The following is a 16,759-nucleotide window of genomic DNA, read 5'->3' on the forward strand; positions in this document are numbered from 1 at the left end:
AGAATCATTATACGAATAACAGATAAGTGGAAGAGTATATAAAGATTATGGCTATCCCTGAGACCTAACTTTAGCTGTATTTTACCTTTTATTTGGCAGACTGTCTAAGTAAATACTGGAACTTGGACCCTAATTTGAATGTCGGCAAAGAATGTCCATATTTGCCGTCAGCCCCCTGTCCGCGGGGTTTCCAGCCTGCCCTTCCGCAGGCCGCCGGGCAGGAAGGCCTGATGCCAGATCCAGGCATTGGCCGCTGCCAGAATTACCAGATAGATGTATATTCCCGCAGGAATTAAGGTGAAGACATAATGGATTCCGGCCAGCCCTGCCAGAATGAACAGCTGCAGAAACGCACTGCCGGTATATTCCTTCCGCTGAGCGGCCTCATATTTCTCCGAGAAGGGCAGCGCCCTGGGAAAAGTAAGCAGGCAGATGACAGAGTACAGCAGCAGAGCCAGCAGAACGACCACCAGATCCGCGATGATCCACCGGCCCAGCAGGAGGATGAAGACGGCTGCCTCTAGGGCAAACAGCGGGAGCAGCAGCTTCAGGACAATGGCCTTCAGCATTCCACGGTGCACCATGCCTGTCCCCTGCAGCGGGATAACCTGATAGATCCAGGCGCCTTTGTAACTGGAGGAATAGCGGACCATCTGTACGACAGTCATCATGAGCAGGGCGCAGTAGTAGATGAACAGGAAGGACTTCGAGCTGCGGATGCCCGCCAGATCGCCGCTCCATACCTGATTGAACATGAAGATAAACGGAAAGATCAGCGAGAAGCCGATGGTCGGATAGACCCGCAGCTTGAACTCGCGCTCATTCTTCATCATCGACCAGGTGAAGCGGAAGAACATGGCTTCCACCCTGTCCCGGCACACCGTCTCAGACAACAGGCGGGGCAGTCTGCCGCTGTCCTTCCCCGCCGCCCCCTGCTCGGCCAGCTTCTGGAGACTGCGTTCAAACAGCGGCATCAGCCGGATGTAGGCGGCGAATAATACGACAGGAACGGCCAGGGACAGCGCCGACAGGATAACGACAGCCCGCTCCTGTGTCCCGCTGACCAGCAGCTCAAACGGCGCTCCGAACCAGATGGGCGGCACCAGGTAATGCCACCACGCCGGAGTGAAATTCAGGCCCAGCTCTGAAATATTGAACAGCCGGGTAACGACCTGAGAGCCCACAGTGACCGCCAGGGACAGAATAATCTGCACATAATTGATGATGTCCTTCAGCTTTTCCCCGTCGAAGAACCTCAGGATCAGCAGATAGACCAGAGCAGTGAACACCAGAATGAAGCCGTCCATCAGCAGAATCTCCGCAGCATACAGGAAGAAGAAGCCAGGCCCGTGCCGGAAGAGAGAGAACACCAGCGAAGGACCGGTGAAGGTGAAGGTTATCGTCATCAGATAGATGAGAATATGCAGACTTTTGGCCATATTAAGCGTCCGGCGGTCCACCGGCTTGGTGAAAAGAATATTCTTGTCCCGCAGATCAAGCATCACGGACGAGAAATCAGAGATCAGCGTCGTCGTAATCATGAACATAACGATACTGAACAGCAGACTCATCATCAGGATATGATGCTCCCGCGGCGCCACCAGAGCGATCAGAATCAGCCCCAGCAGCAGGTAGAACCATTGCACCCGCAGCGGCGAGCCATCCTTGTCCACCTTGGCATCCTGCGTTCCCGAGAAAATGGTGGGGGTCCGCCTGCCGTCCATCGTCAGCTTCACCTGAAGAATACGGCGCATCACAGCATAATCGGCTCCGAGCCCCTTAAAGATCCACTGGAACCGGTCAAGCAGCTTCAGCACCCGGAAATCATTCATACGCTGCACCTTCGCCGATCACCGCAACGAACTCGCTGGCGATGTCCCTATACTTGTCGAAGCCGGTCAGCTGGTTAAAGATTTCCTCCAGCGACCCCTCCCGGCTCTGCTCCCGCAGCTCCGTGAACGTGCCGTCCGCTACAATATCGCCCCCGTCCAGCAGGATGATCCGGCTGCTGATCTTCTCGACCACATCCATAATATGCGACGAATAAAAAATCGTCTTGCCCCTGGCGGCAAGGGTGGCAAAAATCTCCTTCACCACCATCACACTGTTGGCATCCAGACCGCTGAGCGGCTCGTCCAGGAACAGAATGTCCGGGTCATGCAGCAGGCTGGCAATCAGCAGCACCTTCTGCTTCATTCCTTTGGAATAAGAGGCAATCCGCATGTCGTAGGCTTTATCCAGATTAAGCAGCCCCATCAGCTTCTGCGCCTTGGCATCGGCATCCGCGTGCTGCAAGCCGTACAGCTCACCGGTGAAGGTAAGATACTCCCTGGCTGTCAGGCTGTCATACAGCTCCGCTACTTCCGGCACGTAGCCGATTCTTCTTTTATATGCAGTATCGCCGTCCGCAATATCCCGGCCAAAGATCCGTATAGTTCCGTTATAGCCCTCCACCAGCCCGAGCATGATCTTGACGGTGGTGCTTTTGCCTGCGCCATTGGGTCCGATATATCCGATAATCTGTCCACGGTAGACCTGAAGATCAATACCCCGCAGAACCAATCGGTCGCTGTACCTCATCCATAGTCCCTCAATTGAAATAACCGGTTCCTCGGTGAAGCTCATTGCTGTCTCCCCTCTCCTATCCTGATCCTGATGCTGCACCTGCCTCTGCAGCAGGATTAATCTTGTCCCTATTCTAGCAAATTTTAACACAGAACACCTGTGATTTATCGCAGAAATAGATGAGGAAACCGGCAGAAATATAAAAGAGCAGCCCGTAGGCCGCTCCGCTCCCCGCCAAGATATTGGCTGATGACATTATGATTATTACGTCATGCTGATCCGCTCCCGCCTGCGGGCCGATTCCAGGCAGCTCTCAATCAGCCGCATATTCAGGACCGGGTCCTCAGCCGCGATCCAGGGCTTGCCCGTGAAGACCGCCGTGGCGAAATGATCCGCCTGCTGGACGTAGGGGTTGGCGCCGAAGGCTTCGACACGCCGCGGCTCGCCGCTGCCGTACACGAAGAACTCGGCATCATCGAATCTGGCATTGAACGGCATCGGCACCTCGATCCGCCCCTCCGTGCCCAGCACCTCCAGCAATTGGCGGTTGTAGGCCCACATCCCGCAGTCGAAGATAAGCCCTCTCCCGCCGGGGAACTCGACCAGCCCGGAGGCCATCATGTCGACATTGTCATGCTCCGGGGAGAACATCGCCTGAACGGTAACCGCCTCCGGCTCAGCACCGAACAGCAGCCGGGCAGCGGTGAGCGGGTAGCAGCCGATATCGTACAGCGAGCCGCCGCCCCAGGCCGACTTGAAGCGGATATTCGTAGTGTCCTCCGCATCGTTATAAGTGAATGTGCCGCGGATCGAGCGCAGCTCGCCGATCCCGCCGCTGGCGATAATCTCCTGCAGCTCGGCGATGCGCGGATGATGGCGGTACATATACGCCTCCGCCAAGTGGACGCCCGCCTTCCGGCAGGCCTCCACCATCTCGGCGGCCTCGCGGCTGTTCAGGGCTATCGGCTTCTCACACAGCACATGCTTGCCCGCCCCGGCCGCCCGGATCACCCACTCGCAGTGCAGGTGATTGGGCAGCGGGATATAGACCGCATCAACCTCCGGGTCTGCCAGCAGCTCTTCGTAGCTGCCGTAAGCCTGCTCAATGCCGAATTCGGCGGCGATGCTGCTGCTCTTCGCAAGCCCGCGGCTGGCCACCGCCCGGATCACCCCGGTCTCGGACTCCTGGATGGCCGGCATCACGGAGCCTGTAGCGATCTGCGCGCAGCCCATAATTCCCCAGCGAAGCTTCTGTGTCATAGTCCCACACCTTCCTTATTCTAATTCTTCCGCGTAGATCTCTATGCAGGCCATACGGCGGCCCATATAACAGCTATACCCAGCACGAGGATTCTTGCCGCGCTCATCAGGATGAAATTCCTGACAGACAGAATGAAAGTAGTGCCTTTATGCTGTTCCTGGCAGAACCGCGCGATGTTGCGGCGCAGCGGAATCAGGATCAGCAGAAGCAGCAGCACCAGAGCCGGGTGCACCCCGAGCAGCACCAGCACCACCATATCTGCGAAAGAGACATAATACAGCAGCCTGTACAGCAGCAGTGCGTTCTCCCGTCCGATATATACCGGCAGCGTATATCTGCGGTTCTCCATATCATCCTCGATGTCGCAGATGTTGTTCGCCAGCATAATCCCGGCGATGCCAAGAATGGCCGGCACCGAGAACCAGAACAGATACAGCACCTCCAGCAGATTGACATGCAGGCTGACCCACTCCCCCTGGAGCAGCAGGGTAACTACCGTCTGGTCCGAATGGATATAGGCAGAGATGAAAATAATGACGAACCCCATGAAGAGGCCGGAGAACAGCTCGCCGAGCGGCATCCGCGAGATGGGAATCGGCCCGAACGAATAGAGTATGCCGATCAGGAAGGACAGCCCGCCGAGCAGAAAGACCAGCAGTCCGGTCTGGGCGACCAGGGCCAGCCCCCCGCCGGCTGCAAGCCCGAGCAGAATGACGATGACCGCCACCACCGTGCTCTCCTTCAGCCGGTAATACACAATCGGATTATGGGTCTCGTAGCCGTAGCCGTGGGTTTTGGCCGCTTTTTTGAAATCATAATAGTTATTGATCGCCGTGGTTGCCATATCGAAGCTCAGCAGCGACACCAGCATCAGCGCGAAGCGCAGGGGATAGAAGTGCTCGAACCGGTAGAGGGCATAGAGCGTACCCAGCAGCAGCGGCAGCATACTGGCCACCTTGGTCGGCAGCTCTACAAACTTGAAGAACGTTCTTACATTCACATGGATTCATCCTTATCCGTCATATTCACATTTCTGATAATCATTATCATCTAATAATTATACATCAAATTTCGACACTTCGGGCAGAAAGACGCTGCAAAATATTCCCTAATCATGGTACACTATTAAAGATGGTACTTATTTCCTATTAAGTCTGACATCCTAAAGGGGAACACCATGAGACTCCGCCAAAAAATAATCATCTTCATTAGTCTGGCTGTCGGACTCGGAATGGGCACGACTTATCTGCTGCTCCATACGTTTCTGTTGAACCGCTTCGTCCAGCTGGATGAAGCAGAGCTGCGGCGCAGCCTGGAGCAGACCATGACCGCTTATAACCAGGAGCTGGATAACATGAGAACCCGGCTGCTGAATTTCAGCGTTCGGGATGAGACCTACACGTTCATGTCCTCCCCGGCGGCTCCCGGCTCCGCCGCCACCCGCCCTGCGGATACGGCCTTCATTACCCGCAGCCTTGATCCGGCTGTCTATCCCGGGAACCGCTTTGATCTGATTGCCCTGCTCGATGATAACGGCCAGCCCCGTTCCGGCGGCTCCTATGACAAGGCCGCCGGAACGGTTACGCCTCTATCCCGGGAGCAGCTGACACTGCTCCGGCTGATCCATAACCGCCTGCCCGTCCCCAAGACCGCCGGCGAGAGCAGAACCGGCCTGGTGAATCTGGACAATGGCCTTATGCTGGTTACCCTGGCGCCTGTTCTGAACAGCAGCGGGGACAAGCCGGCCCCGGGAACGGCCGTTGCCGGGCGGATGCTGAATAAGGATGAGCTTGCCAAGCTCCGGGATGATCCGGAGTCGGGCATCCAGATCGGCAGCCTGACTCCGCCGCTGCTTGAAGACAGTGGCGGCAGCCGCATCTGGACCAGCCCCCCGGCAGGCGGACGGATGTCCATTCACGCCGTGATGAACGACCTGTTCGGCAGGCCCATAGTGCTCTCTCTGCAGAAGCCCCGCGAGCTGTATGACAGCGGTGTGAAGGCGCTCAGCGCCTTCCGCCCGTACTATCTCACCTTCATTCTGCTGCTGATTGCCTCAAGCGTCCTGTTTGTCAACCGGTCTATTCTGCGCCGTATCTCTTCCCTGGTAGGGAATATCCGGGCCATCGGCAGCAGCAAGGATCTGTCGATCCGCATCCCTCCCTCCGCCCGGGATGAGTTCAGTGCGGTAGAGGAGGAATTCAACCGGATGATTGACTCGCTGGAGCAGACGCAGGATGAGCTGCGCCGTCAGTCGATGCTGGACCCGCTGACCCGGCTGCCGAACCGCTCGCTTTTTTTTGACAAGCTGAATGAAGCGATAGCTGCCCTCAAGGGCAGCGGCAGGCAACTGGTCCTCGTCTTCATTGATCTGGATCATTTCAAGACGGTGAACGATATGCTGGGGCATGATTTCGGTGATGCCATCCTGAAGGAGACTGCCTTCCGGCTCACCCGCATCGTCGGCAAGCATGATGTGGTCTCCCGGCTCGGCGGGGATGAATTCACCATTCTGCTCTATGATGTGCCCGATGCCGCCAGCATGGTCCGCCAGCTCTCCCGCATTCAGGAGACGCTCTCCATGCCGCACCGGATCAAGGGCCATTTGCTGTACAGCACCGCCAGCATCGGGACCAGCACCTATCCGAGGAACGGGGAGGATGCCGATGATCTGGTCAAGCAGGCGGACCTAGCCATGTTCCATGTCAAAGAGAGCGGGCGCAATAACATCTTCCATTATTCCGAAGAGCTGGAAGCAGGCATCCGCCGCAGGAAGGTGCTCGCCCAGCAGCTGCTCCACGCGGCGGCCGCGAACGAGTTCGAGCTGCATTATCAGCCGATCCTCGGCGCCGGCTCGCTGCAGGTCACCAAGGTAGAGGCCCTGCTGCGCTGGAACAACCCGGACCACGGCAGCATCTCGCCGGCCGAATTCATTCCGCTGGCCGAGAGCAGCGGCTCGATTATAGGCATCGGCACCTGGGTGCTGCGCCAGGTCTGCTCCGATATGCGCGAGTTCCGCAGCCGGGGCCTGGAGCTTACCGCCGCAGTGAATATCTCGGCGCTGCAGCTGATGCAGCCGGGCCTCTTGGAGCTGCTGCTGGAGCTGCTGGACACCTACGGGCTGCCTGCATCGAGCCTGGAGCTGGAGATCACCGAGAGCGTCCTCGTCTCGGGGGACGGCATCTTCCTGTCGCTGCAGCAGCTCAGGGCCCACGGCTTCCGGATCTCGCTCGATGACTTCGGCACCGGCTTCTCCTCCCTGAGCTATCTGCGCCGCTTCCCGGTGGATGTCATCAAGATCGACCGCTCCTTCGTCTCAGAGATGTCACTGGACGCCCGGGGCGACGTGCTGGTCAAGGCGATTATCGGGCTGAGCCATAATCTGGGGTTGCGGGTCGTCTCCGAAGGCATTGAGCAGAAGGAGCAGTTCGACAGGCTGCGCACACTCGGCAGCGATGAGCTTCAGGGGTACTATATCAGCCGGCCGCTGCGGGCGGACGCGCTGTATTCGTTTTTGGAAGAGGAGCAGTATTACAGCAGACCCAAATGAGTACTTATTTTATAGGCAAGCTACGGGCGATATGATATGATAGGCAAGCTGATAACAGCACCCGCTTCAGGGTGCTGTTATCCTATGCGAACACTTATGAAAATTGGAGGCTTTCTTCGTTATGTCAGCGCAACCGCAACCCGCCCAATCCGTCAAAATCATCACCGCCGATCCCAGCGCCATCGGCCTGTTCGGACTGGCTATCGTCACCCTGGTCGCTTCTTCGCAAAAGCTCGAAATCACAACAGGCCTGAGCTACTGTATCCCGTGGGCTATCTTCCTCGGTGCCTTCGCCCAGCTGTTCGCATCCATTCAGGATGCCAAGCACAACAACACCTTCGGCATGACGGCCTTCGGCGCCTACGCGTTCTTCTGGTTCGGCATGGGCGCAAGCTGGCTGATCAAGCTCGGTGTGTTCGGCACAGTGCTGGCGGAGGGCGTTGATCCCAAGCAGCTCGGCTTTGTTTTTGCCGGATATCTGGTCTTCACTCTCTTCATGACCCTGGGGGCTGTCGAGGCGAACCGCGTGCTGCTGATTATCTTCATTCTGATAGACTTCCTGTTCCTGGGCCTCTCGCTGAATGCCTTCGATGTCGCTGCAGAGTTCTTCCACAAGCTGGCCGCTGTATCGGAGCTGGCTATCGGAATCGTCTCTCTATACGGCTGCGGCGCTTCCGTGCTGAATGCCCATTTCGGACGCACCTTCCTGCCGGTTGGCGCACCGCTGCGCATCTTCAAGAAGTAGTCCCTGGCCGGCCTTATTCTCGTTACCCACACGCTAACACTCCAGCGGATAAATACACACTGCCCCGGCAGACCGTATTTATCCGTTTTTGATTCCGGGGGACTTTTGTTAGGATTTCCCTTGCGCAAACACGATAAAAATGACATGCTATAGAAACACCTGCGACATATATCGACATTTCCCCGCTATGCAGGCACGGTTTCAACCCGCTTAGACAACAACTGCTTAATTTTTCGGGTATCGGAGGCAATCCATGGCTTTCCTCAGTAAAAAGCCTTTAACGATCATCATCAGCTTCATCGTAGTGCTGCAGCTCTCTCTCTTCTACTATTATTCCGTCTCCCTTAACCGGGAATACAGGGCCGAGAAGGCGGATCTGTCCTCTCAGGCGGTCATGCTAACCTCGAATATTGAAGAGCGGGTAGCGATTGTTAAGGGTGTCAGCTCCTTTATTCAAACGGTTGGCTTCGATGCTGATCCGGAGGTCATCCGGAATTACCTCGCGACAGCCCATGCGAACAATACAAGTAATGTCACGAACATTGTGATTGCTCCTGACGGTCTGATCCGTTACCTCTATCCGCTGGAAGGCAATACCGAGCTTGTCGGCAAAAGCCTGCTGCTGGATTCCTCCCTGGCCTCTCCCGGCATGGTACAAGAGACATTGCGCTCCCGCAGCATCACGATCGACGGTCCGCGTACTCTGGCCCAGGGCGGCTATGGTATGGTGATCCGGCAAGCCATATACAAGGATAACGCCTTCGAGGGCGTTGTCTCGGTAACCGTCAAGATGGATAATATCATCAACCAGCTGGCCTTCAAGGACAGCCATATCTATGTGACCACCAAAGACCATACCTTCCTGTTCGGGGATAAATCCCGTACGCAAGACCGGAAACTGGCCGTTCCTGTGACCGCCTATAATCAGCAATGGCTGATGGGCATTTCCTTACCTTCCCACAAAAAATGGCAGGTGCTCCTGAGCGTCCTGTGGATCGACATCGCCTTCCTGCTGGTGATTGCCTTTATTCTGTATATTTTCTGGTATCAACGCCGCTTCAACCGTGAGCTGGAGCGGGTGGTCAGCATCCGTACCCGCGATCTGCGGATCTCCAAGCGTCTCTATGAGAAGCTGGCGCATTACGACAGCCTGACAGAGATTCCGAACCGGCGCTTCTTCATGGACGAGTTCAAGCGCCTTCTGCAGAGCTCCGAGCCGGGGCAGACCTACAGCCTGTTCTTTTTTGACCTCAACCGGTTCAAGGAGATTAATGATACCCTCGGCCACTCCACCGGCGATCAGGTCATCAAGGCCCTGGCCGGACGGCTGAAGGCGGGAAATCTGCCCTTCAAGCTGTTCGCCCGCACCGGCGGAGATGAGTTCGTCATGGTCTTCCCCGATCTGCCGCGCGCGGGGATTCCTGCCGTGGCTGCGCAGATCAGCGCGCTAATCTCAGAGACTCTGCTGATTGCCGGCGCCCATCTCAGCCTGTCCACGAGCATCGGCATCTCCCTGTACCCTGAGCACTCTCAGAATACGGAGGATCTGCTGAAATTCGCCGATATGTCGATGTACCGGGCCAAGTCGCTGGAGGACGCCAATTACTTCATCTTCGACTGGGGACTGCGCGAGAAGCTGGAGCAGAAGACGATGATCGCCAAGTACCTGCACTCCGCTCTGGAACGCGAGGAATTCGTGCTGCATTACCAGCCCCAGATCAACGCTGTCACCGGCCAGATGATCGGCATTGAAGCCCTCATCCGCTGGAACCACCCCGAGAAAGGGCTGATCGGCCCGGGAACGTTCATTACGGAAGTGGAAGAAGCCGGACTGATGATCCAGCTGACCGACTGGGTGCTGCGCGAGGTGTGCCGCCAGCTGTGCGAGTGGCGCAGTCTGGGAATGCCGCTGCTGCGGACCTCGATCAATATCTCCAACAGCTGGTTCTACAACCGCAATCTGATCGAGAATCTGTTCGCTGTGCTGGACCAATACGGGCTGGATACGGGCGTGCTGGAATTTGAGATTACCGAGAGCACCGCACTGCTTGAAGAGCATTATCCGCTGCTGCAGCAGATGCGCGACCACGGAATCATCGTCTCCATCGATGACTTCGGCACGAAGTATTCATCCCTGAATTACCTGAAGCATTTTCCCGTGAACAAAATCAAGATTGACCGCACCTTCATCACCGGGATCGGCGTCAGCTCGATTGATGAGACCATTATCAAATCCATAGTCTATGTCGCTTCCCAGCTCGGATACGATCTGATTGCCGAGGGGGTCGAGACGGAGGAGCAGCTCGCCTTCCTGGTGGAGCACAACTGCCCGTATATTCAAGGCTTCCTTTTCCATCCTCCGCTGCCTGCCGATGAGATCCGCAAGCTGGCTTCGTAAATCATTCATGAATCTTTCGTGACCCGGCCCCTTTCACGGGGCCTTTATTGCGTGCTTCGGCCGGGCGTCAGGCATACTTTTCCTCCGGGTATCCATACTAAGACAATTCTATGGATACCAATGGAGGGCTAAGGAATGGGCAAAAAGTTGAATCTGCTGATGTTCAGCGGAGAGTATGACAAAGCGATGGCGGGGCTGATTCTGGCCAATGCGGCCAGGGATATTGAGGTCGAGGTAACGATGTTCTTCTCGTTCTGGGGGCTGTTCCTGGTCCGCGATCCTGAAACGATGACGCTGGAAGACAAGAGCATCTACGAGAAGCTGATGGATGTCATTACACCCAAGGGGCCGGAGCAGCTGCCGCTCTCGCGTATGAACTTCAGCGGGCTTGGCAAGCTGATGCTGGAGGAGATGATGGAGGATCAGCATGCCCCCAAGCTGATTCATTTCCTGAAGGGCGCGCGCAAAAAGAACATCAAGTTCTACGCCTGCAAGCTGTCGGTGGAGATTATGGGCTTCAAGCCGGAGGAGCTGCTGCCGGAGGTGGAGATTATCGATGCCGCCGCTTATCTGAAGGACGCCCTGGAGAGCGATATTCAGCTCTTCATCTGAGGAGCTTCGCCTGGGCATTAACCTATTACCCTCCGGGGGCATATACTGGGGCAGATCAAGACTTAAGCAATACGCCTGGAGGGATTGCCCGTGCTCAGTATCCAACGCCCCGCTGCGGCAGAGGTGCCTTCTTCACTGCAAGAGCATTTCGCGCCATTCCGTGAGCATACGGTCGGCAGCCGCCATCTGATCGCCACCCCGTACGGACGGCAGCCGCTGCTCTATGCCGACTGGACGGCCAGCGGCCGCCTGTATGAGCCGATTGAGCGCAAAATGCAGGAGACCTTCGGCCCCTACGTCAGCAATCCGCATACCGACTCCAACACCACCGGACTGACAATGACCCTGGCTTACAATGAAGCGCGCAGCATCATCCGCCGGCATGTGCATGCCGGTCCCGCAGACGCCCTGCTCTTCTGCGGCAACGGCACCACCGGGGCAGTGAACAAACTGCAACGCCTGATGGGCCTGAAGCTGCCGGAATGGCTGAACCCGGAAGCCGTCTGCCCGCCGGAGGACCGGCCGGTCATCTTCGTCAGCCATATGGAGCATCACTCCAACCTCCTGCCCTGGCAGGAGGGTATCGGCGATGTGGTGACTGTTCCGTCCGGGGCGGGGGGACGGGTCGACCTGAACCGGCTGGAGGAATTGCTCCTGCGTTACCGGAGCCGCCGCTTCAAGATCGGCTCCTTCACCGCCTGCTCGAATGTCACCGGCATCCAGACCCCCTACCATCAGCTTGCGGCGCTGATGCACCGGCATGGCGGGGTCTGCTTCGTGGACTTCGCCGCCAGCGCCCCTTACACAGAGATCAACATGCATCCGGCTTCCCCGCTGGAGAAGCTGGATGCCGTCTTCTTCTCTCCGCACAAATTCCTCGGCGGACCGGGGACCGGCGGCGTGCTGCTGTTCGACACCGCCCTCTGCACCGGCCGACTGCCGGATGAGCCCGGCGGCGGGACTGTAGTCTGGGTGAACCGCTGGGGCGGCCGCCGCTATATCGATGATATCGAGGTCCGCGAGGACGGGGGAACGCCCGGATTCCTGCAGGCCATCCGCACCGCGCTGTGCATCCGGCTGAAGGAGCAGATGAACGGGCCCGGCCAATATATGGCCCTCCGGGAGCAGGAGCTGTGCCGCAGGCTGCTCTCCGGGCTTGCGCAGGTCCCCGGCTGCTCCGTTCTGGAGGAGGCACAGACTGAGCGCCACGGCATCGTCTCCTTCACCCTGAAGGAGGTTCATTACAATCTGGCCGTGCGGCTGCTGAATGACCGCTTCGGTATTCAGGCCCGCGGAGGCTGCTCCTGCGCCGGGCCTTACGGCCATCAGCTGCTCGGGCTGGGCCCCGCTGAGTCGCAGGCATTCATCCAGGCGATCCACGCCGGGGACCAGTCGCTGAAGCCGGGCTGGGTCCGCCTGTCCCTGCACCCGATCATGACCGACCGGGAGGTGGAGCATATGCTCTACGCCGTAAGGTCCATCGCAGACCATCACAGAGAATGGGCTGGCGACTACAGCTACAACGCTGCCGCGAACAGCTGGCTTCATTCCGCAGAACGGGGCGGGACTGCGGAGGAGATCAGCGGTCTATTCGTTCTGTAGCGGCTTGCTGTGCAGCTCCCTCTCCCGTGCCCGCCGGGCGAACCCGGCCTCAATCGCTTTTACCCCCCACAGTGACAATCCGATGAACAGCAGCACATAGATCAGCTCCCACGGATGGCGGATGAACCGCTCCACATCGTTGCCGATGTAAGATACGGCAAGCACCATAATCGCCTTGCCTGCGCATAGCGCAATCAGGAAGGAGCGCAGCTTCATCCCCGCGAGGCCGGCGGCCATGTTGATGACTACAAACGGCCCTACCGGAAACAGGCTGAGCAGGAACACATAGCTGAACCCGCTCTGGCGGACCCAGGTCATGGCCTTGGCCACCTTGGGCCGCCGGGCCCATTTGGCCAGATAGGGGTGGCTGGCGATGGCGCGGATGATCAGGAAGGTGACGGTACATCCGGCCACAAGGCCGATCCAGGAATACAGGAACCCCAGCCACAGCCCGTATACCGCCGCATTAAGCCCCACAATGGCAATCGTCGGCAGCGGCGGCACAAAGGACTTCATGAAGGTAAGCCCCACACCCGGCAGCGGCCCAAGCGAACGGTATTGCTCCAGCAGCATCCGCAGCCGGTCCTCAGTCAGCCATGACATTACATCTATTGCATACATTTTCTTCAGCGCTCCCTATTACAGACAGAATTCTTCGCTATTCCCTAGAGATACAGCAAGTGAGCTTCAATTATACAATACTTTCAGCTTCTCTGAGACCAAGAGTCGAGCAACGCAGAGGACTATTCCCGTTCTTTCAGGGCACGTACAGGCTGGACAAGCGCAAGCTGCCGGAGATATGATGAATTCAAAGGTTAACCGGACGGCGTGAACCCGGAAATATCTCTGTATGAACGGAAATCTTGACTGAATCTGCAGCCAGCCCGAAGTGAGGTCTTCATGAGAACATTTGATTATAGCCTGCTGGCCCAAAGAGTGCTGGCCCTGCTGTGCATCGGCCTGCTTACCGGGGCCGCTTTATTCCCGCTGTTCCGCAATGCGTCATCAGCCTGCTATACTCCCCGGTCCGGCTTTGCGGATCTGTCGTCCTGCACCTTCGATGCGGCTTCCGTCTATCCGCTGGACGGGGAATGGGAGTTCTATTGGCAGCAGCACCTGGACCCGCAGAGTACCGGCTCCCCTCCGCAGACGCCGGCTTATATGCCTGTGCCCGGACCTTGGACTCCCTGGACAGATGCCACAGGCTTCTCCCGCTACGGATATGCGACCTACCGCCTGCTGGTCCAGCTTCCGCCGGATATTCCCGCCTTCGCCCTTAAGATGACCAACATCCGGAATGCCAGTGAGGTATACGTAAACGGCGAGCGCCTGGGAGGAAGCGGGACTGCGGGCGAATCCCGGCAGGCCACGGAGCCGCGCAACCAGCCATATACCCTAACCTTCAGCAGCAAGAACCAGACCGCAGAGATTCTGATCTATGTCTCTGACTTCAACTATGCCGGCGGAGGCATTGCCGAACCGGTCCGCATCGGAACTCCCGCCGCCATCCAGGCGCTCACCGAGAGGAACAGCACCTATGATATCCTGCTGGTGGCCGGCTTTGCTTGTATCGGCGTCTACTTCTTCGGACAGGGATTCCAGCGCAAGGAGGACAAGTCCTCGCTTCACCTGGCCGTCTATTGCTTCATGATCGTCCTCTATATGCTGACACACAGCGAGAAGCTGCTGTTCGATTATGTCCCGAACATGTCTTATGAGTGGTTCAGCAAGCTGCAGGCCATCTCCGGGATGGTAGGGTTCTACTGTGTATCCAGCTATACGTATTCCCTGTTTCCCGCGCTCTATTCCCGGTTCTTCGAGCGGTTCTGTCGGCTGTATGCCCTGATCTTCTGCTGCATCGTATTGCTGACGTCAACACTGGTCTACTCCAGAATTACCGGATTTCTGCTGGCGGTCAGCTTCATCTCTGTCTGTTACACCTTCTATATCATGATAAAGGCGATCTACCTGCGGGAGACCGGCTCCTATTATCTGCTCATCGGGGTTGTTGCCGCCGTCATGTTCACCTGCTCCTTAACCAGCAATCTGTTCCTCGGCACGGAGCTTTATGTTGTCCCGCCGCTGCCGGGACCTGTGTTCATTCTGGCTGAAGGGCTGTTCCTGTCCGCGCGCCATGCCCATGCGTATCAGATGATCAAGCAATTGTCCCTGCAATTGGAGCGCAAGGACAGGGATAAGGACGAATTCCTGCTCAAAACTTCGACCCAGCTGCGCACCCCGCTGAATGCCATTATTAATATTGCCCAGTCGATGCATGAGGGAGCAGGCGGTCAGCTCAGCCTGTCCCAGCGGGAGGACATGCGGCTGATTCTCGGGACCGGAAGGCGGCTGGCCTTCCTGGTCCGGGACATTCTGGATTATGAACAGATCAAGCACCAGCGGATCACCCTGCAATGGGGCACTGTTGATGTTCAGGGGGTGGCTGCGATTGTCATTGAGGTCTTCCAGTTCCTGAACAAGAAGGGCAGCATCCGCATCAAGAATCATATTCCGCCGGGCGTCTACCTGGTCCAGGCGGACGAGCAGCGGCTGATGCAGGTTCTCTACACCTTGCTGGACAATGCACTGAAGTTCACGGACCGCGGCAGCGTGGTAATTGAGGCAGCCTGGCAGGAGGCCTTCGTGTCTGTTGCGGTGACCGATACCGGACGGGGCATTCCCGAGGATCAATTCGAGAGTATCTTCCGCGACTACGAGCAGATCAGCGAGGCCGATTCGCTGGAGACCGGAGGGCTGGGGCTGGGCCTTGCGATCAGCCGCAAGCTGGTAGAGCTGCACGGCGGAAGCATCTCCGTGTCGTCCAGAGTGGGCTACGGCAGCACCTTCACCTTCACCCTTCCCGGCACCCCGGCGGAGGCCGCCTGTGCCCGGAAATCTGAGGAGCTGCCGCTCTTCCCGCCGGAGAGGCTGCCTCCAGAGATGCTGCCGCCGGAGATGCTGGACGACAGCTGGAAATACCGCTCGGCAGCTCCGCCGCATTCAGATGAGCCGGCAGAGCGGCATGCCCCGCGCATTCTGATTGTCGATGATGACTACGCCAATCTGAAGGCGCTGACCAATCTGCTGTCGCTGGAGCATTACAGCATCTCCACCCGAAGCAGCGGCAGGGAAGCGCTCGCGCTGCTCGCCAGCGACCGCAGCTTCGATCTCTGTATTATCGATGTCATGATGCCGGAGATGTCGGGCCTTGAGCTGTGCAGGCTGATCCGCCAGACGTATACTCCGCTGGACCTGCCGGTCCTGATGGCCACGGCCGGACAGCAGCTCCACTTCAATGAGGCAGCCTTCCGTGCCGGAGCTAATGACTTTATCCATAAGCCGTACGCCTGGAGCGATCTCAAGGGCCGCGTCAATACGCTGGTCCAGCTCAGGCGGTCGGTCTCCGAGCGGCTCAGCTCAGAGATCGCCATGCTGCGTGCGCAGATCAAGCCGCATTTCCTCTACAATGCGATCAACACCATCATCTGGATGAGCACCCGCGATACCGAGAAGACCCAGCAGCTCCTCTATGATCTGAGCAACTTCCTCCGCGGCAGCTTCGACTTCAGCAACCAGGAGACGGCCATTCCGTTCGAGAAGGAGCTGGAGCTGATCGAAGCCTATCTGTCGCTGGAGCAGGCCCGCTTCGGCAAACGGCTGAAGGCCCGGTATCAGATCGGGGTCAGCGATTTCTCTCTGCCGCCGCTAATCGTGCAGCCGATTGTAGAGAATGCTGTCCGCCACGGCCTGATGGAGAAGATCGGCGGCGGAACGGTGGTGATCTCCACCCGGCAGGAAGGCGGCGATATCCTGATCACCGTCTCGGACAACGGGAAGGGCATGAGCGATGAGCAGCTCTCCTCCTGGATGAAGGAGGATTACCGTTCTCCGCATGGAAAAGGCACCGGCATCGGCCTGCGGAACATTAACCGGCGGCTGCTGACCCAGTTCGGCCGCCCGCTGGTCCTGACCCGTGGAGCCGGCGGGGGCATAGATGTACTTATAACAATCCCAATGGAAGGATGAGTT

11 protein-coding genes are annotated in these 16,759 nt (G+C 57.7%); 6 read left to right on the forward strand and 5 right to left on the reverse strand.

Annotated features, from left to right (window positions below; genetic code table 11):
• Window positions 1-167: 167 nt before the first annotated feature.
• The 4 genes from MHI24_RS14365 to MHI24_RS14380 all read right to left on the reverse strand — a co-directional run bounded on the left by MHI24_RS14365 (window position 168) and on the right by MHI24_RS14380 (window position 4,826).
• Window positions 168-1,832: a hypothetical protein gene (locus MHI24_RS14365; protein WP_340026267.1), complete on the reverse strand. Its 1,665-nt coding sequence runs from the start codon at window positions 1,830-1,832 to the stop codon at window positions 168-170.
• A complete protein-coding gene (locus tag MHI24_RS14370) occupies window positions 1,825-2,625 on the reverse strand; it encodes an ABC transporter ATP-binding protein (protein WP_340026268.1) in 801 nt (266 codons plus the stop codon). The genes MHI24_RS14365 and MHI24_RS14370 overlap by 8 nt, the downstream gene beginning before the upstream one ends.
• 204 nt (window positions 2,626-2,829) lie before the next feature.
• A complete protein-coding gene (locus tag MHI24_RS14375; RefSeq protein ID WP_340026269.1) occupies window positions 2,830-3,825 on the reverse strand; it encodes a Gfo/Idh/MocA family oxidoreductase in 996 nt (331 codons plus the stop codon).
• A gap of 41 nt (window positions 3,826-3,866) precedes the next feature.
• Complete coding sequence (locus MHI24_RS14380) at window positions 3,867-4,826, reverse strand: 1,4-dihydroxy-2-naphthoate polyprenyltransferase (protein WP_340026270.1); 960 nt, start codon at window positions 4,824-4,826, stop codon at window positions 3,867-3,869.
• Window positions 4,827-5,003: 177 nt separating this feature from the next.
• Between MHI24_RS14380 and MHI24_RS14385 the strand changes: the two genes are divergently transcribed.
• The 5 genes from MHI24_RS14385 to MHI24_RS14405 all read left to right on the forward strand — a co-directional run bounded on the left by MHI24_RS14385 (window position 5,004) and on the right by MHI24_RS14405 (window position 12,730).
• Complete coding sequence (locus MHI24_RS14385; RefSeq protein ID WP_340026271.1) at window positions 5,004-7,373, forward strand: EAL domain-containing protein; 2,370 nt, start codon at window positions 5,004-5,006, stop codon at window positions 7,371-7,373.
• Window positions 7,374-7,494: 121 nt separating this feature from the next.
• The gene (locus MHI24_RS14390; RefSeq protein WP_340026272.1) at window positions 7,495-8,118 is read left to right on the forward strand and encodes an acetate uptake transporter; all 624 of its coding nucleotides are present in this window, start codon (window positions 7,495-7,497) and stop codon (window positions 8,116-8,118) included.
• A 253-nt stretch (window positions 8,119-8,371) separates the two neighbouring features.
• Window positions 8,372-10,516, forward strand: a complete 2,145-nt coding sequence (locus MHI24_RS14395) for an EAL domain-containing protein (protein ID WP_340026273.1) — start codon at window positions 8,372-8,374, stop codon at window positions 10,514-10,516.
• Between the two features lie 135 nt (window positions 10,517-10,651).
• Window positions 10,652-11,128, forward strand: coding sequence for a DsrE/DsrF/DrsH-like family protein (locus MHI24_RS14400; protein ID WP_340026274.1), 477 nt, complete (start codon window positions 10,652-10,654; stop codon window positions 11,126-11,128).
• 90 nt (window positions 11,129-11,218) lie between these two features.
• A complete protein-coding gene (locus MHI24_RS14405) occupies window positions 11,219-12,730 on the forward strand; it encodes an aminotransferase class V-fold PLP-dependent enzyme (RefSeq protein WP_340026275.1) in 1,512 nt (503 codons plus the stop codon).
• Here the strand turns inward: MHI24_RS14405 and MHI24_RS14410 are convergent.
• Complete coding sequence (locus tag MHI24_RS14410) at window positions 12,716-13,351, reverse strand: TVP38/TMEM64 family protein (protein WP_340026276.1); 636 nt, start codon at window positions 13,349-13,351, stop codon at window positions 12,716-12,718. The genes MHI24_RS14405 and MHI24_RS14410 overlap by 15 nt on opposite strands.
• A gap of 279 nt (window positions 13,352-13,630) precedes the next feature.
• Between MHI24_RS14410 and MHI24_RS14415 the strand changes: the two genes are divergently transcribed.
• Window positions 13,631-16,756, forward strand: a complete 3,126-nt coding sequence (locus MHI24_RS14415; RefSeq protein WP_340026277.1) for an ATP-binding protein — start codon at window positions 13,631-13,633, stop codon at window positions 16,754-16,756.
• Window positions 16,757-16,759 lie beyond the last annotated feature (3 nt).

Origin of the sequence: Paenibacillus sp. FSL K6-1096 (assembly GCF_037977055.1) — a bacterium.
Lineage (GTDB): Bacteria > Bacillota > Bacilli > Paenibacillales > Paenibacillaceae > Paenibacillus_AQ.